Origin of the sequence: Bacillus cereus group sp. MYBK108-1 (genome assembly GCF_051917185.1) — a bacterium.
GTDB lineage: Bacteria > Bacillota > Bacilli > Bacillales > Bacillaceae_G > Bacillus_A > Bacillus_A cereus.
Window position 1 is genome coordinate 82,323 of sequence record NZ_JBQAHZ010000002.1, and the last position, 21,109, is coordinate 103,431.

Below are 21,109 nucleotides of genomic sequence, written 5' to 3' on the forward strand. Positions count from 1 at the left end.
ATAAAGTGTGTGCATTTTTTTCGAGTCCTATATGTCTTATTTTATGGAGGGGAATATGCTTAAAAATAATTTTAAAATTAGTAATATTCCTGCGGTTTTGTGGGGAGATAAGAGTGAAAAAATTTTTATTGCAGTACATGGAAATATGTCAAATAAGGAAGATGCAGTTATTCAAATATTAGCTGAAGAAGCCGATCGAAAAGGTTATCAAGTATTAAGCTTTGATTTACCTGAGCATGGAGAAAGAAAGAATGATAACACTCCTTGTAAAGTACAGTTTTGTGTTAATGAATTATCTATAATTATGAACTACGCAAAAGAACATTGGAAAGAAATAAACGTGTTTGCATGTAGTATGGGAGCGTATTTTAGCCTTTTAGCTTTTCAAAATGATGTGATAGAAAAGGCATTATTTTTATCACCAGTAGTTAATATGGAACGAATTATCGAAAATATGATGAAATGGTTTAATGTAACACCGGAGCTTTTACAAAAAGAAATGACTATAGAGACACCTATTGGTCAAAAGTTATATTGGGATTATTTATGCTATGTAAAAGAGCATCCTATTAGTACATGGAATACAGATACATATATTATGTACGGAGCTAAGGATGAACTGTGCGAATTTGAAACTATTAACTATTTTACAAAAAAAAATCGTTGTGAATTAGAAGTTATGGAGACGGGTGAACATTATTTTCATACTGAAGAACAGTTAAAAATATTTGAACAGTGGTTACACAAACATATTGATTAACAAATTACAATTTATCTTGAACCTGTTAGAGAAGAATGGGGAATATATAAACTGATATTATATTTGAGAGACATTATAAATGTATATGTATTCATTTAAGTAAACAGGTGCTTTAGTTCAATAAGAATTACACAACTTTAAAGAGCCTTACCACACACTAGATTGTAGCAAGGCTCTTATATTTTCATAATAAAATTAATTAACTGTATTATCGATTTACATATGAAGTGAAGTATATGCATACTATGAATTAAATAAAGTAACAACCATAAAAATGCTCAGAATAAATGATTCTCGAGCATTTTTATGTATTTTCGTACTTAGGGGGAATGGACTTGAAAGATATACATATTCAACAAATAGAAAATTTAATGGAATATGAATTCAGTCATCTCGTTCAAGACAGTGAAGAAGAAGGGTTTAATTTCCTTATAAGACTAATAAATGAATATAAAAACAAAGTAAATGTATTCAATAAAACTGGAGAATGTTTATATGGTATTTTCCAAGGGGATATGTTAATCGGAGTTGGAGGTTTAAATAAAGATCCGTACACAAAAGACAATAAGATTGGGCGGTTAAGGAGATTTTATATTTCCAAGGATTATCGGCGTATAGGGTTAGGGAATTTATTATTAAATCAACTATTATGTCATGCGGAAAAGTATTTTGAAGTGATTGTTTTACATGCTGACACGAAGCAAGGGGATGTGTTTTATACTTCAAATGGATTTGTAAAAGGGGGATTATATAAGGGATCGAGTCACTACAAACTATTATAGAGATTGCTATCCAAAGAATAGCTACGGAAAGGTATTTTCGTTGATAAATCGATATATTTTAAAAATCCCTGATATATATGAAGGTGCGACCCTTATATTAAAAACAACTTTTATAATTTCATTTACCAAATTGTTATTATAAAAAAGAGCACCTTAGCTTTTAAAATTTAGCTTATAAGGTGACTCCTTTTCATTCAATTACATTTTAACCTTCATTTGTTTCAATAATAATCCTGGTTTACCTTTTACATAATAAAAATGCGGATTATTTTCATCATCATAAAGCATAATATAAGGCTTTTCTTTTAGTGGGAGTAGTATAAGTACTTCGTCTATTGTAGTGTGTAACCATTGATTAGTAATAGAAACCGGCTTAGATAAAGGGATTTTTATCATATAGCCATCTTTTGGAACGACATTTAAGTTTTTAAATGGACCAGTAATTGATTTAGCGTATTGAACTGCTTCTTTTTGGATTACTGGATCTAAAGATTGTTTTTGAATGACCATTTCTTTTTGACAATCAAATACTTCAATTTGTTGATTTGTATTTGCGAACGCATTTGTTGATAATAGAAATAGAAGAAGAGAAATGACCCCGATTTTTTTTATCATAGTACAACACCTCACCATTACTATCCCCTCAAAAGCTTTAAATATTTTTCTGTCACATTCATGTAACAAGGATGTTGTATGATACAATTGGTTTTTGTTTAAAAGCAATGGAGGAAAAAATATGAAAGTTTTAATTGCAGATGACGAACAAGATATGTTAAGGATTTTAAAAGCTTATTTTGAAAAAGAAGGCTTTGAAGTATTATTAGCGAAAGACGGAGAGGAAGCACTTCAAATATTTTATGATGAAAAAATTGATTTAGCTATTTTGGATTGGATGATGCCGAAACATAGTGGTATTACTGTCTGTCAGGAAATAAAAAAGAATTCAAGCGTAAAAGTATTAATGCTTACGGCGAAAAGTGAAAGTGAAGATGAATTAGCAGCGCTTCAAAGTGGGGCAGATGAGTACGTAAAAAAACCATTTCATCCAGGAGTACTAATTACGCGAGCGAAAAAACTTATTCAGCATGATGATATTATTCAAGTACAAGATGTAAAGATAAATTTTGCCAAAAATAAAGTATATAAAAATGATATAGAGTTAGAAATTACAAAAACAGAGCTCGAATTAATAAAATGCTTTTTAAATCATAAAGGAACTATTTTAACTCGTAAAAAATTGTTAGACATTGTATGGGGATTTGACTATTTTGGAGAAGAGAGAACGGTTGATACACATGTAAGAAGGCTGCGTAAAAAAATTGGAGAAAATATTATTAAGACGCATCGTGGGCTGGGTTATAGTTTGGAGGAACAAAGTGAATAAACTTGGGAAAAAGCTATTTCTCAGCATTTCTTTAACCGTTATTCTTATATTTACAATTTCTTTATTATTAATTAACTTTCTCCTGCCGAAATATAATATTTATAAAACACGTGAAAACTTAAATGAATTTACAACTCAAATACAAAATGCGCCAGTCAATGATTTAGAAGATGTTATTCATACAATTGAAAGTGAAAATAACGTTACAATTGCGTATACGCCAATTAATCAGTCAGAAGATGCTATGAACGACGCGTTACGCATGCAACTTACGAAAAAGAAAGTAACGTTAAATAAGCTTTGGATTACGAAAGACGAAGTTATGAAAGTGAAGACGGAAGGGCAATCGAATAAACTGTACGATCAAGGAAAGGTAAAAGCGAGTTTTTTTGCTAAATATATTGCGAAAGATGATACGATAATTTTAATTGGGACTTCCATTGCGAATTCAAATGAAATTATAAATACGTTAAATACATTTTACTTATATATCCTATGTTTCTCGCTCCTTCTTATTATTTTACTTGTGTGGATACTTTCAAAAATAATAACGACACCACTGAAAGAGTTAAGTGATGTGGCTCAGGATATTTCACATTTGCAGTTTAAAAGAACGAAAGTGAAAACGAATGATGAAATAGGAGAGTTGGCCAATAGTATTAATATCATGAGTGAAAAACTACATGAAGCACATCAAGACTTAACTGATCGTAATGAACATTTAAAACGATTTATGGGTGATGTAACGCATGAATTAAAGACACCGATCGCATTAGTAAAAGCATACTCTATGGGGATTAAAGATGGATTAGATGATGGGACTTACGTAGATACAATTATTAAACAAACAGATCAAATATCAAACTTAATTGAAGAACTATTACGATTTTCTAAACTAGAAAGAGATATTTTACAAAAAGAAGAATTCCCCATTGAACCACTGGTCCAGAGTATATTAGATAAGCATCAGATTGAACTGGATTCGAAAGAAATTAACTTGCAAGTAAATTGTAATGCGGGCAATACAATCGTTTATGCAGATTTAAATAAAATGAGAATGGTGTTTCAAAATTTAATTTCTAATGCGATAAAATATACAGCAAATCAAACCATAATAATTACATTAGAAGATAGAAATAAAAGTATATATTTCCAAATAAAAAATGGCATTCCTACGGATAAAATTAAGGATATCGAGAAAATTTGGGAGCCTTTTTACGTACTAGAATCTTCTCGTAGTAAAGAAAAATCAGGTACAGGATTAGGGCTAGCGATAGTGAAAAGTATTTTAGAAAGGCATGGTTTTGAATATGAAGTTTCCTCTATAGATGGAGAAATTCAATTTTATATAAATGTGAAAAAGGACTAATGAAAATATTAGTCCTTTATGCAGCTTTAGAGATTAGCGATATAGGATGAATCACCATAATTTTCAAAATTGATGTATTAAATGGAGAATTAGCAAATGTTCTACTTTCATTAAATTCACGTGAAGTTCACAGGAAAACGTTATATTTACATAGTTATATTTGAATTTAATGAAGTGAGGTATTCAGATTTGAAAAGAAAGAAATTAGTAATTGGTAGCATTTTAATGGGTATGACGTTATCTTTATCTGCATGTGGTTCATCAGATAATATTGTAACGACAAAATCAGGAAGCATTTCAGAAAGTGATTTTAACAAAAAATTAAAAGAAAACTACGGTAAACAGAATTTATCTGAAATGGTAGTAGAGAAAGTATTACATGATAAATATAAAGTTACGGATGAAGAGGTAACGAAACAACTAAAAGAATTAAAAGACAAGATGGGCGATAATTTTAATACATATATGGAATCCAATGGTGTGAAAAATGAAGATCAGTTGAAAGAGAAATTAAAGCTTACTTTTGCTTTTGAAAAAGCTATTAAAGCAACCGTAACGGAAAAAGATATTAAAGATCATTATAAGCCAAAGCTTCAAGTTAGCCATATTTTAGTAAAAGATGAAAAGACAGCAAAAGAAATTAAAGAAAAATTAAATAGTGGCGAAGATTTCGCGGTATTGGCTAAACAATATTCAGAGGATCCAGGTTCTAAAGAAAAAGGTGGGGAACTATCTGAATTTGGACCTGGTATGATGGTGAAAGAATTTGAGGATGCTGCGTATAAGTTAGAAGTTGGTCAATTGAGTGAACCTGTTAAATCTTCTTTCGGATATCATATTATTAAGCTAACGGATAAAAAAGAGCTTAAACCGTATGAGGAAGAGAAAGAGAATATTCGTAAAGAATTAGAACAGCAACGTATACAAGATCCTCAATTCCATCAACAAGTTACTAGAGAACTGCTTAAAAATGCAGATATAAAGGTATCTGATAAAGACTTGAAAGATACCTTTAAAGAGTTAGAAAAATAATAAATGGAATGTAAGGCAAGCGATAGAAATATCGGTTGTCTTTTTCTCTATTTATCCCGCTATTTGCCGGGCAGTAAGACCCCACCTCAAAATTCAGCGAAAGCAAAGAAGTGGCCCTGCTGATCGTAAACGCCCAATTGGTGAGGGCTGATTAAAGTTTCACTTTATAAAGAAGGTGGGAGTGGGAAAATAATTTCACACCTCCATTAAATTTTACTTAATAAGAAATCTTTGAGTTTCTCAACTTTTATATAAAAATAAAACTGAATTTTCAGTTATTTTGTTATATAGTAAAAGAGAACGAATAAGGGGAGGGAATATTTTGAGTAAAAAGAAAATGGCAATTACACTGTCAGCAATGCTATCTGCAACAATTATACCTAGCTTTACTATGGATGTGCATGCAGAGAAGAAGGAAGAGACTAAAAATACGAAAATTGAATTAGAAAATGGGATGACAAAACCGATTTATTCTCTCGATGAAGCTATTATCGAAAATTTATATGTAGAGACAGAAGTTGATAGTGATCGAGACGGTAAGAAAGACAGAGTATCGATAAAAGTTATGCGTCCAAAGACAGATCCGAATGTGAAAGTTCCTGTTATTTATGAAATGAGTCCATATCGATCTGGATTAAAAGATGTTCCTGTATATAATGTAGATGAAGAATTGTATGCGTATGAAGGAAAACCGTATGGAGCGATTAATCTTGGTTCGTATGGGAACTATTACGTGCCAAGAGGTTATGCAGTTATTTTAGGCGAAAGTATTGGTACTGGAAAATCAGATGGATGCCCTACAACTGGAGATGAACAAGAGATACTCGGGACAAAATCTGTTATTGATTGGGTAAACGGTCGCGCGAAAGCATTTACAGAACAGGGTGAGGAAGTTCAGGCAAATTGGTCTACAGGCAATGTAGGTATGACTGGAGTTTCTTATAATGGTACATTACCAAATGCTGTTGCGACTACTGGAGTTGAAGGTTTAAAAACAATTATTCCAATCGCAGCAATTAGTAGTTGGTATGATTATTATCGTGCAAATGGTGCAGTCATTGCTCCAGGCGGGTATCAAGGAGAAGATACAGATAATATGGCAGAAGCAGTACTGACAAGGGAAACCCCTGAAGTTTGCGGACAAGTTATAAAAGAGTTAACGGCTGGACAAGACCGAAAAACAGGTAATTATAATGATTTTTGGGATAAACGTAACTATGTAAAAGATGCTAAAAATGTAAAAGCGAGTGTATTTGTTGTTCATGGTTTAAACGATTGGAATGTTAAAACGAAACAGTTCGCGCAATGGTGGGAAGCACTTGGAGAAAATAATGTTCCGCGTAAAATGTGGCTACACCAAGGTGGTCATGGTGGGACATCAAGTAATAACTGGCAGCAAACACAAAATAAATGGTTAGATTATTGGTTGTACGGAATTGAAAATGGAATTATGGATGAACCAATGGTTGATGTGCAAAGAGAAAATAAAACGTGGCAAAAGATAAAAAATTGGCCAGATCCAGCGGCTGTACCTTCAAAAATCCGTATGTATTTAAGCAATAAATCAGTCAATTTGCCACTAAGTATGGGATCGGCTAATAAAGTTTTCTCATTCTTAGATGATGCACAAATAAAATCAAATCAATTAGTAGCAAACCCAGAATTAGAAGTAGCAAATCGATTAGTATATACAATGCCTGTACTGCAAAAAGATACGCGTATAAGTGGTACACCAAAGATTTCAATTACAGGAAATATTGATCGATCTGTATCAAATTTAACAGCGTTACTTGTTGACTATGGAGGAGCGAAGCCGGAAATCGTAACGAGAGGCTGGATGGACCCACAAAACGTAAAGAGTATAGAAAATTCAACAGCGATTCAACCGGGCAAAGATTATACATTCACATGGGACATGCAACCAGATGATTATGTATTTAAAGCGGGGCATCAAATCGGAGTTGTTTTAATTGCAAGTGATTATGATTATACAATTAGACCGAAAGCTGGCACGAAACTTACAGTGAAATTAAGTGAAGTGACATTGCCGATTGTGAAATAAATATTTTTTCTAAAGAGCTTACTAAATTAAGCTCTTTAATTTGTAGTCTGAATTTTTAATTTTTATATTTCGAATTGGAAGGTTATGTAATACAATATCATTATATTCTATGGAAAGTGAGTGATATATTATGATAGTCAGCTCTTTCGAAATCTCATTAAAATTAGAGGTACAGGAAGATTAGTTGAATTGAAATCTTCCGTACGTAAAAACGGAGGAGAAAATAAATGTTTAGCTTTTATAGTACACTTTGTACGGAACTGTATGATTACACAAAACCAGTCGGTTATTCTTTAAATGGTGATATTGAGTATTACAAAGAACGTTTAAAAGATTGTAGAGGAAGAATCCTCGAAGCTGCAGTAGGTTCAGGGCGTGTCATCATTCCGCTTCTAGAGGCTGGTTTTAAAGTGGATGGGATAGATTATTCGCCTGAAATGCTAGATTCTTGCCGTAAGCGCTGTAAAGAGAGAGGCTTACATCCTAATTTGTATGAAGGAAGCTTGCAACAATTTTCACTTCCGCATAAATATAACGCAATTATCATTCCTACTGGATCTTTTTGTTTAATTGAAAATCGTTTGGATTCTATAAATGCATTAAAATGTTTTTATGAACATCTTAATCCAGATGGACAATTAATCGTAGATATTATGCTTCCGCATGACTGGAAGACTGGAGAAATTCATACATCGACTTTCTCTTTGCCGAGTGGAGACGGAATCACATTAGAAAATAAATCAATTGAAATAGATTGGCTGAACCAAGTTACTGTATCATATTTGAAATATGAAAAGTGGAGTAAAGGACAGCTCGTACAAACAGAGTTACAACGTTTTGCGCTGCGCTGGTATGGAATAGTAGAGTTTAAACTCCTTTTAGAAAGTTTAGGTTTCTCTAACATTACTTACTCTGCTGAATATGATTATGAAAAAGAACCGTCAAATGCAAATCAAATGATTACTTTTGAAGCTGTGCGAAAAGAATAGAACTAAAACTATGAATAAAAAATAAGGCAATCGATTAAAAATCGGCTGCCTTATTTTTAATTTTATGTAATGGTTTATAGAGAAAGATTGGAGGGAAATAAATGAAACTTATATTAATATTTGGCCCACAAGCAGTTGGAAAAATGACAGTGGGGCAAGAATTAGCAACATTAACCGGTTTAAAACTTTTTCATAACCACATGACAATTGATTTAGTAAGTCCAATTTTTGATTATAGTACGAAAGAAGCAAAAAGACTAGTAAGTTTATTTCGTAATGAAATATTTGAAGAAGTATCTAAAAGTGATTTATCTGGAATGATTTTTACGTATATATGGGCATTTGACCTCCAAGAGGATTGGGATTATATACATCATGTAGAAAATATTTTTGAATCAAAAGGTGGGACAGTGTATTTTGTAGAGCTGGAAGCGGAATTAGATGAAAGATTAGAACGAAATAAAAGTTCGAATCGATTAGAACATAAACCGAAAAAAAGAGATATTGAGTGGTCTGAAAATAATTTGAAAGAAACGATGAAAAAGCATAGATTAAACTCTCTTCATGGTGAAATTGAAAAAGAAGAGTATATAAAAATTAATAACACGTATTTGAGTGCAAAAGAAGTAGCGGAAATGATTAAAGAGAAGTTTCAATTGTAAAATTCCCGAAGTCTATTTCGTTTCTATTGTCCAAGCATTCTCCTACTAATTACATATACTATTTATGTTAAAATCGGTCACTATTTTAGATGGTGCTATTTTAATATATATAACTATGCAGGGAAGAGGGGAGAATAAATTTGGAAAACGTAGAACAAGATAGAATTGAAAATCAAGTGTATTCAAATCGTGTAGTAAGATCAGAATTTGATGCGAATTGGGAAACTTGTATATCAAAGAGTGGTTATGTAATTTATATAGCAACAAGTAATAATGCTGAAGTAATAGTGCTTCTTGCAGATGGTTCAAGTAAATTATTAATTTTCGAAAAAGGCGGTAAAGTAGTTGTAGGTGGCGGTGGAACAAGTCATTACAGTAAGCCGCATATTGCAAGAAATATTTAAGATAGAGCATGTTAATTAAGAAGAAACTAGAAAACGGTTGTCATTCATGTTTAGGGCATGATAGACGAACCGTTTTTTATTTGTTTATAAATTTAGAAGAACTTCATTGATTACAAATACATCAGGATGAGCAGCGAAATTAGAAGAAAACTTGGCGGGTAATCGTACAAAATATTATGTACATTTGCAAGAATCTTACAGCGATATAAAAAAGCATTTCCTATTTGGGGAAACACTACTTCTATGTTATAGTATAATAGTGTTTTTAGATGGTACTATTTTAATATATCTATAATTTTGTTATGTATTATTTTCATATTAAATTAGCACCTAAAGTATTTTTTTATATAAGGAGTAGTAATTAGAGAAATGAAAAATATAGACTTTATACTAGAAAGTGACGAGGCATTAAAACCGTCTGAACGATTAGTACTATTATTATTAGAGAAGCATAGAATGTTATATACGAACGATCTATTGGCATTATCAAATTTATCATATAAAACATTAACAGATTCATTAACGGCGCTAGTTTTAAAATCGTATGTGTTAAAGGAAACAGGTAAGGGAAGAAGACAGAATTGCTATAGATTAGTATGATAAGGCAGCTGTTTTAGAAACTTTTACATATGTTTTTTCAATCGTAAGGTGAAATTGTATTTTTGTTTTCAAACGAAAAAATTACTATAAGAGGGGCTAAGATAGTAGTGTTTCATTTTTGTAAATATAATTATTTTATCATTGAAAATACAAAAATAAAATAAACCGCATAAAACAGAAATAAAAAAACAATCCATTTTAAAAATGGATTGTTTTTTTATTGGAATAATATTATTTGATACGTTGAAAGCATAAATAGCAGAATAAACATTACCTGTTTTAGTTCATGCAACTGAACAAATATGATGAAAACTATGTGTATAGTTTTTTGCTTGCTTTTTCAGTCACTCTAATGAAATTATGGTCTTCATTGTTTAAAGGCAGTATTTTTAACATTATTGCTATTCAGCATTAAGCACAAAAAAGTGATATATAATATTATTATGTAAACTTAAGATTTTAAAAGGAAAATATAATAATGAATAGAACATGTAGAAGGAGATGCTTAAATATTTTGAAGGATGGGAGATTATTATGGAGCATTTACAATCAATAGCACAAGCTGTTATAAGTGGTAATAAGGAAAAAGTAGTGAAGTTTATAAAGGCGAGTCCAAGTATTGTTAACGAATGTAGTGAAGATGGATGGACACCACTTCATTTAGCAGCTTATTTTGGACAGAAAGAAATAGCGAGTTTTCTTTTAGAAAGTGGTGCAGATATACATAGTAGAGCGAAAAACGAAAATGAAAATACGCCTTTGCAAGCGGCAATTGCGAACAAGCAAAGTGAACTTGTCGATTTCTTAATTGAAAAAGGATCAGATATAAATATTATGCAAAGTGGTGGCTGGACAGGACTCCACGAAGCAGCATTATTAGGAAATGAGGAAATAATTATGTTGCTCCTTAAAAATGGAGCTAATAAGATGATTAAGAAAAGTGATGGGAAAACAGCGTATGATATTGCATTAGAAAAAGGGTATGATCACCTTTTACATCATTTGAAACAGGAAGTGAACTTATGATGAATAAATGGAGTGTTGGTATATTTTTATTTAATGAAGTAGAAGTGTTAGACTTTGCAGGGCCATTTGAAGTTTTTTCTGTAACTGAGGTGAATGGAGAAAAACCATTTACTGTTTATACAGTTAGCGAGAATGGGGAAATGATTACAGCAAGGAATGGATTGAAGGTACAGCCAGATTATAGTATTGAAAATTTACCACCAGTGGATATTTTAATAATTCCGGGCGGGCTAGGTGCTAGAAAATATGAAATAAAAAATGAAATAGTAATAAAATGGATTCGCCAACAAATGAAAGAAGTAAAGCTGATGACTTCAGTTTGTACAGGAGCGCTATTACTGGCGAAAGCAGGTTTACTAGAAGGTTTAAAAGCAACAACACATTGGGCTAGTATTGAAAAGTTTAAAAATGAGTTTCAAAATGTTGAAGTTATAGAAAATGTAAAGTTTGTAGATGAAGGACATATTATAACATCTGCCGGAATTTCAGCTGGAATTAATATGGCATTTCATATTGTGAAAAACTTGTTAGGGGTGCATGTTGCGGAGGACACAGCGAAGCGAATGGAGTATGATATTAGTTTCCCAAATTAAAAAGCCCGGATTGGGCTTTTTATATTGAATGAATATAGTTAAGCTCTTCATCACTCAACATAGGGCGAACAGATGCATTTGCATTTTCTTGTGCTTGTATTCCTGTTTTGGCACCAGGAATTACAACACTTACTGCCGGATGAGAGAGTACATAGCGAAGTGCAAGTTGCCCTAAGGTCTGATTTTTATTTGAGAGCAACCGAAGTTTCTCTACAGTTTGTAAGTCTTCTTGAAACCAAGTTTCATTTGGCCAATCTTTACGTAAATCTCCATCCGGAAAAATTGTTTTATTTGTGAATTTTCCAGTTAAAATGCCCATTTTTAATGGACCACGAATAACAGCTCCTAAATTTTTCTCTTGTAAAAATGGTAATATATCTTTTTCTGGTTTTCGATTTAATATATTGTAATCAAGCTGTACGATATCAATTTCGTTGTTGTTATTGAAATGATGAATGTATTGTAAATCATGAGTCGAAACACCGACTGCCCTTACTTTTCCATCACGTTTTAATATGTCAAATGCACGTAGAAATGCTTCTGTTTCTCTACGATTATGCCACCAAATATGACAAAAATAAAGATCAATATAATCTGTTTGAAGACGTTGTAAACTTGTTTCAAATACGGCGATGATTTTTTCGGGAGTATCATATACAGGAACTCCATTAGGGTCGTAGTGGTGTCCGATTAAACCACCTTTCGTTGATAGGATAATATCATTACGATGTCCTTTAATCGCGGTAGCCACCAACTTTTCACTATGTCCTAAACCATACACATCCGCAGTATCAATAAAATTCACACCACACTCAATTGCTTTTTTTATAGCAGTTATAGATTGTTTATCGTTAACAGGTCCCCATTCATCACCACCGATTGCCCATGCCCCAAAACCTATTTCAGAAACAGTTATTCCAGTTTTACCTAATGTGCGGTAATGCATATTTCTCCTCCTTGTAAGCATGTTATAACATGGATATGTGGGGTAAGAATTTTGTGTGTGAAAAAACTCTTCTACAATAGTAGAAAAAGAATTACAGAAACTACTATTTTATAGCAGCATGTATAAAAAAAAACGGTGTAAATGTAGAAATGTCGTCGAATGCTATCTTTAATTGGTTAATTTATGGGATATTTTTGTGAAGGAGTTTATTTTATAAGAATAGAATTTAGTTTAGTAAGAAAACGTGCCGATGGTAGTGAAAAATATGGGTTAGGGGGATTTGAATGAGGAAACTCAAACGAGTAAATGTTCCTAATATACCAGAACAATCATCACAACCTAGTGACAAGCGTAAGATAAATAAAAAGAAGTTAAGGCGTCTTATTTTAATGGTCCTTTTTATTGCAGCAACTACTCTGTACGTTCAATATATTTTAACGAAACAACAAGAAGTAATTGATAAAAAGAAAGATACGATTATGGATCAAAAGAAACAATTAGTATCTTTAAAGAAAGATAAAGATTCTTTAAAGACTAACATAGAAAATTTAACAGACGATGAGGAAGAAATTTTGAAGTTAGCGAGAAAAGAGTATCAATTTTCTAAGTCAAATGAAACTATATTTGTGATGCCAAAGTAATAAAAAAACAGTTAGCCATTGAACTGCACCTCCAATTGTTAGGCAGCGTCTAACAATTGGAGGTGCAGTTTTTTATGTATGAATGTCATGGTACAAGGAACAATCACATATTGTAAAAATGAAGAGTTTAAGCTGTTTTCATAAATATGGAATATACACTAAAATAAATGTTGTTAAAATTCTGTCAATTATATTATAATACAAGGTAAGCGGATACATTTTTTAATCAACGTTGAGTTCCTCGCTCATACGACTATTAAGAAACCCGTTATCCTCGTATAAGAAAGGAAGATAGCTGTGTACGCTTCAAATACAATTTATATCGTAGGGGATGCGAAAGCACCTCAAAATAATCCCATTACTGAAAAGTTTAAAAGCTATTTCGTAGCATTTATCCTTGTTAAGGATACAGGGGAAATTGTAGATGCAGACTGCTCAGCGACAATTGCATTAACATCTCAATTTGTTAAATATTTATTTCTACATAAAAATATAAATGACCCGGCGTTAGTAATGGAAGTAAAGAACCGATATTTCGGTTCTTCTCAAAAAGCGTTACTTGTAGCGCTAAAAGATGCACAGAAAAAATATAATCAGCTTGCTGCTTTGTCTACTCAATCATAGACAAAATCCAGCCGTAAGAATCATTCTTATGGCTGGATTTTTTTATTTCACATTATCGTCCTACATTAAAAGTAAACGAAAATAAAGTAGAGAGATAGGAGAGTAAATGCCCAATGGGTTTACCTAATAATCCGTGGGTATAAATCTCCGGTGGATTAAAATTTCACTTCATTGGAGAACGAAAGGATGAACAAAATGAAAATTACAGATGTAAAAGTAAATCGTAGACGTGTAAAACTGCATACACCGTTTAAAACCGCGCTTCGTACTGTAACCGAAATTGAAAGTATAGATGTTTATATTCATACAGACGAAGGAGTGATTGGTAAGGGGGCTGCAGCCGCAACGCCAGTTATTACGGGGGATTTCACCAGCGGAATGGAAGAAGCGATTTTAGGGCCGATGCGTTCATGTTTAATTGGTCAAAATATCATTCAATTTCAGCAGTTACTACAGCGCATTCAAATGAGTTGTATTGGAAATTCAAGTGCGAAAGCAGCGGTAGATATCGCTTTATATGATGTATATTGCCAATATCAAAATGTGCCGTTATATGCATTGTTAGGCGGGAAGAAAGAAATTCATACCGATATTACAGTGAGTGTGGATGAGCCTGTATTAATGGCAAAAGAAGCGAAGAAACATATAGAAAAAGGATTTCAAACATTAAAGATTAAAGTGGGTAAAGAGGCGCATTTAGATTTGGAACGTATTGAGGCAATTCGAAATGTGGTACCAAGAAATACGACATTACGTTTAGATGCGAATCAAGGTTGGAGTCCAAAAGAAGCGGTCTCTATCATTCAAGAGATGGAAAATCGTAATTTAAATATAGAATTTATTGAACAACCAGTACACGCGAAAGATTGGGATGGGTTAAAGTACGTCAAAGATCGTGTGCAAACGCCAATTATGGCCGATGAAAGTATATTTTCAGCAAGTGACGCATTAAAGCTCGTTCAAGGAAGATATGCAGATTTTATTAATATTAAATTAATGAAATGTGGTGGCATACGTGAAGCATGGCGTATTGCTGATATCGCAGAAACAGCTGGTGTGAAGTGTATGGTGGGCAGCATGATGGAGTCTTCACTTTCCGTTAGTGCTGTTGCGCATTTAGCGGCAGCGCATCCTAATATTCATTATTTTGATCTTGATGCACCGCTTTGGTTAATGGAAGAGCCAGAAGGAATGACTTATTCTGGATCAAAAGTAAACCTTCAATCGACAGTGAATAGTAAATCTTAGTAGAAGAGACAAGTAAACTATCTTTTAAGGGGGATATATATGAAAAAAGTAGGAACTGCATTTTTAACAACTTTATTTATATTTTCATCGTTTACATCGGCAAATGCTGAAGAAAAGAAGGATAATAAAGCATTTATAGATGTATCTGCTGCAACGTTATGGACAGCACCTGATTCATTAAGACCAATCGATACACCGAGTGCAACAAATCCAGTGGATCTATGGAAATGGACGAAATCAATGACACTTGACGAGAAACTATGGTTAACAAATGCAAATAAATTAGAAACACAAGCTTTACTCGGTCAAGAAGTAACTGTTATTGATAAGAAAGGCGAATGGGTGAAGGTATTAGTGCATGGACAGCCAACACCACGAAATGAAGAAGGTTATCCGGGCTGGATGCCTGAAAAACAATTAACATATAATCAAGAATTTGCAGATAAAACAAATGAACCTTTTGTCTTAATAACTAAACCAACAGCGATTTTATATATAAATCCTTCTGAAAAACATAAATCACTTGAAGTCAGTTATAATACAAGACTGCCGCTATTAAGTGAAGACACAATTTCATACCGTGTATTGTTGCCAAATGGTCAGAAAGCATGGCTACGAAAAAATGATGGAACAGTTTACCGATCTCAAACTGATATTCCAACTCCGGCGGCCAATGATTTAATTAACACAGGGAAAATGTTTTTAGGCTTACCGTATATATGGGCTGGTACAAGTGGTTTTGGATTTGATTGCTCTGGCTTCACACATACGATCTATAAATCGCACGGCATTACAATTCCGCGAGATTCTGGACCGCAATCAAGAGCAGGGGTTGCAGTTGATAAAGAAAATCTACAAAAAGGAGATTTAATTTTCTTTGCACATGATCAAGGGAAAGGTAGTGTCCATCACGTTGCAATGTATATTGGTGATGGCAATATGATTCACTCACCAAGAGCTGAAAGGTCGGTAGAGATTATACCGCTAAATACACCAGGATATATAGAAGAATACGCTGGTGCTCGTCGTTACTTACCTTAAAAATAGAAGGGGGTTTTTAAATGAAAAAAGTTATTCGTTACTCATTAGTTAGTACTCTATTAGTTTCTTCATTTTTAGTTGGTTGCGCAAAAGAAAAAACTGCAACAAAGCCGAAAGATGAGAAGAAAGTATTACAGTTACTAGAAACAGGTGAAATTCCGTCGTTAAATTCAGGGAAAGTAACAGATGCAGTCTCGTTTAACGTTTTGAATAACGTAATGGAAGGACTATTCCGTCTATCAAAAAATGATGAAATAATTGAAGCCGGCGCACAAAAATATGAAGTGAGTAAAGATGGAAAAACATATACATTCCAATTGCGTGATGCGAAATGGTCTAACGGAGAGCCAGTAACCGCTCATGATTACGTATACGCTTGGAAGCAATTGATAAATCCAGATACTGCTTCTCAATATGCATACATTGCGTACGATGTAAAAAATGCTGAGAAGATAAATAAAAAACAACTAGGTCTAGATGAATTAGGAGTAAAAGCGAAGGATGATAAAACATTCGTCGTAGAGCTAGAACATCCTGTACCGTATTTTACGAAATTATTAATTTTACCATCCTTCTATCCAATTAACGAAAAATATGCGAAAGAGCAAGGTGATAAATATGGATTAGAAGCAAATAAAGCGGTATATAATGGACCGTTTACATTATCAGAGTGGAAGCATGAAGCTAGCTTTACAATGAAGAAAAACGATAAGTATTGGGATAAAAAAGAAGTGAAGTTAGATGAAGTAAACTATCAAATTGTAAAAGAAATTTCAACTGCGGTAAATTTATATGAAACAGATAAAGTTGATAGAGCTGTTATTTCTACAGAATTCGTAGATAAATATAAAAATAATAAAGAGCTAAAACAATATACAGATCCAGTTATGTACTTCTTCCGATTTAATGAAAATGTACCGATTCTTAAAAATAAAAATGCACGTCTTGCGCTAAGTACAGTTTTTGATAAGAAGGGACTCGCAGATTCATTTTTAAATGATGGATCGGTTGCAGCAAACTATTACGTACCAAAAGGATTTTTAAAGGGACCAGATAAAAAAGATTTTAGAAGTACGGCAGGTGAGTTTAATAAAACTGATGTAAAAAAAGCGAAAGAATATTGGGAAAAGGCAAAGCAAGAAACAGGTACAGATGAAGTGACGTTAGAACTATTAAATTATGACTTGGAAAACTTTAAAAAAGTTGGAGAGTACATTAAAGAGCAGCTTGAGAAAAACTTACCAGGATTAAAAGTGAATGTGAAATTACAACCACATACGCAAAAATTAGCACTTGAGAAGAAGAAAGAATATGAAATGTCGTTATCACGCTGGTTACCAGATTATCCAGATCCAATGACTTACTTAGAAGTATTCCTTTCTGGAAGTAGCGTCAATAATACAGAATATGCAAACCCAGAATATGATGCGTTAATTAAGAAGATTAAAACAGAATTAGGTAATGATGAAAAGGCTCGCTGGAAAGCAATGCAAGAAGCTGAAAAAATGCTACTTGATGATGCAGTAATTGCACCGGTATTCCAGCGCGGATTATCTTACTTACAAAAACCATATGTGAAAGATTTATATGTACATCAATTTGGTCCAGCTACAAGTTTAAAATGGGCAGATGTACAAAAATAAAAGAATGGAGAAACAGACTTCATGTATGTGATAGTCTGTTTTTCTTATTTAAAGTTAGAAAAATAGTTCATGGTATAATTTATTAGTCTGTAAACAGTATTTGGAGGGGAAATGATGTCTATGTTTGAAGAAGAGAAAGTAATTTATACAAAAAGATTATTTATGAGGAAACCAATTGTAGAAGATATTAATCAGTTTTATAACATATTAAAAAAAGATACTGTTGGCAAATGGTTGGCTAAATCAAGAGGAATGTCGAAGGAAGAAACAAATGATTATATTGGGCAACTTATCTTACATTGGGAACAGTATGACTTCGGGGTATGGTTGTTATTTAATAGTGAAACAGGAAAGCTTTTAGGACATTGTGGTTTAAGAAAGGTAGATGAAACAGGTGCAATAGAAATTATGTATCTCCTTGACCCAGAACATTGGAGGAATGGGTATGCATTAGAAGCAGCAGAGGCTTCCATTAAATATGCAATAGAGACTTTGAATGTAACAAGAATAATTGCTAGAGTTAAAGTAGCAAATGAGAGCTCGAAAAAACTTTTACGAAAGCTCGGGTTTATATATACTCATGAAGTTAATCATAGCGGGCGTTTATTATCATATTTTGAACTTCATACATCATCCGAAGAATTCTAGACATTTCATATGTTTTTTTATTGTTAAAAAATAAAATTATTACTAAAATTCCAGTGTGAAATTTATGTAGAATCTTGTATAATTAACATGTTTCTATGGAAACATTTTCTTGCGCTATTTATATAGGGCTTAATAGAACAAGGAAGGAAATACATACATGTATATAATAGATAAATAGAATGGAACATGTATAGAGACAAAGGAGAGAAAAGATGACGTGTCAAAAACAAGGGTTACAATTTAATAACGATAGAAAGAGGGACAGAAGATGAAAATGAAGCATGCTTTTGGTCCTATAATTTTAGCATGTGTGCTTTTTTTCATTATCATTCTAATCCCATCGAAAAGTTTAGTATCGCTTATTAGTGATAAGAAGGTAGAAGATGCGACAACTTCTTTACAAAAAGAGAAATTACAAAGTGTTTTCTTACAGCAAAAAATGTTAGAGAATTCACAGTATTTACCGATGTACGGTTCATCAGAATTTTTACGAATGGATGCATATCATCCGTCTAATTATTTCAAAGTAAATCCAGCTGGTTTTACACCGTTTTTAATTGGAACTGGCGGTACACAAAGTTTAGCTCATATTTTAAATATGACATCTACTATGGATGAATTAGAAGGTAAAAAAGTAGTCTTTGTTCTTTCACCACAATGGTTTACAAAGACTGGTGTCTCACAAGGGGATTTCACTAATAATTTCTCCAAACAACAAGCATATCATTTTGTTTTTAATGATGAGATAAATCCAGGAATGAAAAAGCAAATCGCGAAACGGCTATTAGATTATAAAGTTGTTCAAGAAGATGATATATTAAAAAATTCATTAGAAGGTATTGTATATAATGATACGAAACATAACATAAAAGCAGGTTTAGTTAAACCACTTGCTTATATGCATCGGAATATTTTAGATCATAGAGATATATTTAACTCTTTATTTAAAATCGAACCGATGAAGGAGAAAACAAATATCGGACTTCGTTCAATTTCTTGGGAAGACGCACGTAAACACGCAGAACAAGAAGGGAAAGCTGAGTCTACTACAAATACATTCGGAATTGAAAATCCGTATTATCATAAGAATAATCTGAAGAAAAAACTAAAAGGTTTAAAAAACTTTAGAGCAAATGAAACATATGATGAATCACCAGAATACGATGATTTACAAATTATTTTAGAGTTATTTAAAGAGAAAAATGTCAAACCACTCTTTATTTCTGTACCTGTAAATGGGCCTTGGTATGATTATACTGGCTTCCCGAAAGAACGCCGTGAAGTGTATTATAAAAAAGTTCGAGAACAGGTTGAGAAAGCAGGATATCCAGTAATTGATTTCTCTGGTCATGAATATGATAAGTATTTCTTAAAAGATACGATTCATTTGGGCTGGAAAGGTTGGATTTATTTTGATGAAGCAGTGCAGAAATTTTATTCTGAGAAATAAAGTATAGAAATCGGAATGGCTATGAGCCGTTCCGATTTTTTTAGTATAGAGGATTTTGGTGAGGACAATTTGGGAATGCATGTATATCTTGAATCTGTCTATAATCATAATGTTTCATTGCAAACTGAGCTTGATAAAGGTATTCATACACATATAATTGACCATCATGCGCTGAACATAATACACCAGAAGTTCCTTGCCCATTTATGAAGGAAATGCCGATAGGGCGTCCGATTAAGTACGGTATTTTTTGCTGCCAATGCATAGGGGAATCACTCCTTTTTGAGATAATATACGAAAGAAATGATCAAATGGTTGCTTATCCATGTAAATGTAGATGGAAAGGTATTATATAATTCCTGAAGATTAATTCATATATAAATAAAAAACCGCTATAATTCCGAATGAATTTATAGCGGTTTTTATTATATTCTTAAGCGAGATTTTTACGCTTTTTTGTCCATTTTTTTATAACGAAGTATAAAAGTATAAGTACGACGCCACCAATTGCGAATGATTTCACATACGGACCAGCAATATCATTTATATTCTCCCAATTTTCACCTAGTTTTTCACCTAAATAAATGAAAATAATAGACCAAGGGATAATCGCAAGTGCTGTTAATGTAGTGAAACGTAGTAATGGCATTTTTGTAATACCAGCAGGAATTGAAATCGCATGACGCACTACTGGAATGAAGCGTGCTGTAAAAATGACGCCAGTTCCGTAACGATTAAACCAATCTTCTGCAGCATCTATTTGTTTTTTATGTATGAAAATATATTTTCCGTAACGTTCTAATATAGGGCGTCCGCCGTATCGTCCAAGCCAATAAATAAAGATTTGAGCAATAACACCGCCAATTGTACCGAATACAACAGCGCCTATAAATGAGATACTTCCATTGAATACTAAGTATCCTGCATAAGCAAGGACAATTTCACTTGGGATAATTTCAATCATAAGTCCAAGCATAATGCCCCAATAACCTAATCCTTCAAAAAACGTTAATACTGAATGAATAAAACTACTTAACATTGTTGCACCTTCTAGTTTATGAATTTTTGAGTATAAGAACCTTTTATTTAATGACGTAAAAGGTTCACTATATGTAGATTATACCTTATTTACATAGGGGATTGCTATTTCAATTCTTTTATGTCTCTCATAATTATTATAGTAAAAGATATAAGCCACGTTTTCA

Annotated in this window: 23 protein-coding genes; 19 read left to right on the top strand and 4 right to left on the bottom strand. The window is 32.7% G+C overall.

The annotated features are described in order from the left end of the window. Positions 1-55: 55 nt before the first annotated feature. Together ACTFSL_RS04750 and ACTFSL_RS04755 are read left to right on the top strand one after the other, a co-directional pair. Complete coding sequence (locus tag ACTFSL_RS04750; RefSeq protein WP_326265178.1) at positions 56-760, top strand: alpha/beta hydrolase; 705 nt, start codon at positions 56-58, stop codon at positions 758-760. A gap of 287 nt (positions 761-1,047) precedes the next feature. Further along, on the top strand, positions 1,048-1,542 hold the full coding sequence (locus ACTFSL_RS04755; protein ID WP_113304098.1) for a GNAT family N-acetyltransferase: 495 nt from the start codon (positions 1,048-1,050) through the stop codon (positions 1,540-1,542). 198 nt (positions 1,543-1,740) lie between these two features. Here the strand turns inward: ACTFSL_RS04755 and ACTFSL_RS04760 are convergent, their stop codons facing one another. Continuing rightward, a complete protein-coding gene (locus tag ACTFSL_RS04760; protein WP_000591771.1) occupies positions 1,741-2,157 on the bottom strand; it encodes a hypothetical protein in 417 nt (138 codons plus the stop codon). Between the two features lie 121 nt (positions 2,158-2,278). On the opposite strand from ACTFSL_RS04760, the gene ACTFSL_RS04765 reads away from it, so the two are divergent. From ACTFSL_RS04765 to ACTFSL_RS04810, 10 genes are all read left to right on the top strand, one after another. Next, a complete protein-coding gene (locus tag ACTFSL_RS04765) occupies positions 2,279-2,926 on the top strand; it encodes a response regulator transcription factor (RefSeq protein WP_000865979.1) in 648 nt (215 codons plus the stop codon). Next, the gene (locus tag ACTFSL_RS04770; RefSeq protein WP_088338704.1) at positions 2,919-4,295 is read left to right on the top strand and encodes a sensor histidine kinase; all 1,377 of its coding nucleotides are present in this window, start codon (positions 2,919-2,921) and stop codon (positions 4,293-4,295) included. The genes ACTFSL_RS04765 and ACTFSL_RS04770 overlap by 8 nt, the downstream gene beginning before the upstream one ends. A 189-nt stretch (positions 4,296-4,484) precedes the next feature. Further along, positions 4,485-5,327 (top strand): peptidylprolyl isomerase PrsA, encoded by an 843-nt coding sequence (locus ACTFSL_RS04775; RefSeq protein ID WP_088338711.1) that lies wholly within the window; start codon positions 4,485-4,487, stop codon positions 5,325-5,327. Between the two features lie 322 nt (positions 5,328-5,649). Further along, positions 5,650-7,389 carry a Xaa-Pro dipeptidyl-peptidase gene (locus ACTFSL_RS04780; protein WP_088338703.1) on the top strand — a complete coding sequence of 580 codons (1,740 nt, stop codon included), beginning with the start codon at positions 5,650-5,652 and terminating at the stop codon, positions 7,387-7,389. A gap of 227 nt (positions 7,390-7,616) precedes the next feature. Further along, entirely contained in the window at positions 7,617-8,378 is a 762-nt protein-coding gene (locus ACTFSL_RS04785; RefSeq protein WP_088338702.1) for a class I SAM-dependent methyltransferase, read from the top strand. Positions 8,379-8,479: 101 nt separating this feature from the next. After that, a complete protein-coding gene (locus ACTFSL_RS04790) occupies positions 8,480-9,040 on the top strand; it encodes an AAA family ATPase (protein WP_440041268.1) in 561 nt (186 codons plus the stop codon). A gap of 140 nt (positions 9,041-9,180) precedes the next feature. Further along, on the top strand, positions 9,181-9,444 hold the full coding sequence (locus ACTFSL_RS04795; protein WP_000432421.1) for a hypothetical protein: 264 nt from the start codon (positions 9,181-9,183) through the stop codon (positions 9,442-9,444). Positions 9,445-9,813: 369 nt separating this feature from the next. Continuing rightward, positions 9,814-10,044 (top strand): hypothetical protein, encoded by a 231-nt coding sequence (locus tag ACTFSL_RS04800; protein ID WP_000789031.1) that lies wholly within the window; start codon positions 9,814-9,816, stop codon positions 10,042-10,044. A 534-nt stretch (positions 10,045-10,578) separates the two neighbouring features. After that, positions 10,579-11,070, top strand: coding sequence for an ankyrin repeat domain-containing protein (locus ACTFSL_RS04805; RefSeq protein ID WP_002182823.1), 492 nt, complete (start codon positions 10,579-10,581; stop codon positions 11,068-11,070). Next, positions 11,067-11,663 (top strand): DJ-1/PfpI family protein, encoded by a 597-nt coding sequence (locus ACTFSL_RS04810; RefSeq protein ID WP_088345580.1) that lies wholly within the window; start codon positions 11,067-11,069, stop codon positions 11,661-11,663. The genes ACTFSL_RS04805 and ACTFSL_RS04810 overlap by 4 nt, the downstream gene beginning before the upstream one ends. Before the next feature lie 19 nt (positions 11,664-11,682). On the opposite strand, the gene ACTFSL_RS04815 is transcribed toward ACTFSL_RS04810, so the two are convergent. After that, the gene (locus ACTFSL_RS04815; protein ID WP_000559357.1) at positions 11,683-12,609 is read right to left on the bottom strand and encodes an aldo/keto reductase; all 927 of its coding nucleotides are present in this window, start codon (positions 12,607-12,609) and stop codon (positions 11,683-11,685) included. A gap of 284 nt (positions 12,610-12,893) precedes the next feature. Between ACTFSL_RS04815 and ACTFSL_RS04820 the strand changes: the two genes are divergently transcribed. The 7 genes from ACTFSL_RS04820 (at position 12,894) to dltD (ending at position 19,904) form a co-directional block, all read left to right on the top strand. Beyond that, on the top strand, positions 12,894-13,250 hold the full coding sequence (locus ACTFSL_RS04820) for an FtsB family cell division protein (protein WP_001228737.1): 357 nt from the start codon (positions 12,894-12,896) through the stop codon (positions 13,248-13,250). A 297-nt stretch (positions 13,251-13,547) separates the two neighbouring features. Then, complete coding sequence (locus tag ACTFSL_RS04825) at positions 13,548-13,874, top strand: DUF3870 domain-containing protein (RefSeq protein WP_000271313.1); 327 nt, start codon at positions 13,548-13,550, stop codon at positions 13,872-13,874. 186 nt (positions 13,875-14,060) lie between these two features. After that, the gene (locus tag ACTFSL_RS04830; protein ID WP_001038463.1) at positions 14,061-15,122 is read left to right on the top strand and encodes a dipeptide epimerase; all 1,062 of its coding nucleotides are present in this window, start codon (positions 14,061-14,063) and stop codon (positions 15,120-15,122) included. Between the two features lie 39 nt (positions 15,123-15,161). After that, positions 15,162-16,163, top strand: coding sequence for a C40 family peptidase (locus ACTFSL_RS04835; RefSeq protein WP_000755417.1), 1,002 nt, complete (start codon positions 15,162-15,164; stop codon positions 16,161-16,163). A gap of 20 nt (positions 16,164-16,183) precedes the next feature. Continuing rightward, positions 16,184-17,806: a peptide ABC transporter substrate-binding protein gene (locus ACTFSL_RS04840; protein ID WP_000755968.1), complete on the top strand. Its 1,623-nt coding sequence runs from the start codon at positions 16,184-16,186 to the stop codon at positions 17,804-17,806. 114 nt (positions 17,807-17,920) lie between these two features. Then, complete coding sequence (locus tag ACTFSL_RS04845) at positions 17,921-18,454, top strand: GNAT family N-acetyltransferase (protein WP_000061617.1); 534 nt, start codon at positions 17,921-17,923, stop codon at positions 18,452-18,454. A 268-nt stretch (positions 18,455-18,722) separates the two neighbouring features. Continuing rightward, complete coding sequence (dltD, locus tag ACTFSL_RS04850; protein WP_431140533.1) at positions 18,723-19,904, top strand: D-alanyl-lipoteichoic acid biosynthesis protein DltD; 1,182 nt, start codon at positions 18,723-18,725, stop codon at positions 19,902-19,904. Positions 19,905-19,944: 40 nt separating this feature from the next. Here the strand turns inward: dltD and ACTFSL_RS04855 are convergent, their stop codons facing one another. Together ACTFSL_RS04855 and ACTFSL_RS04860 are read right to left on the bottom strand one after the other, a co-directional pair. After that, the gene (locus ACTFSL_RS04855) at positions 19,945-20,169 is read right to left on the bottom strand and encodes a hypothetical protein (protein ID WP_000558689.1); all 225 of its coding nucleotides are present in this window, start codon (positions 20,167-20,169) and stop codon (positions 19,945-19,947) included. Positions 20,170-20,337: 168 nt separating this feature from the next. Beyond that, positions 20,338-20,943 carry a DedA family protein gene (locus tag ACTFSL_RS04860; RefSeq protein WP_000952913.1) on the bottom strand — a complete coding sequence of 202 codons (606 nt, stop codon included), beginning with the start codon at positions 20,941-20,943 and terminating at the stop codon, positions 20,338-20,340. Positions 20,944-21,109: the final 166 nt, after the last annotated feature.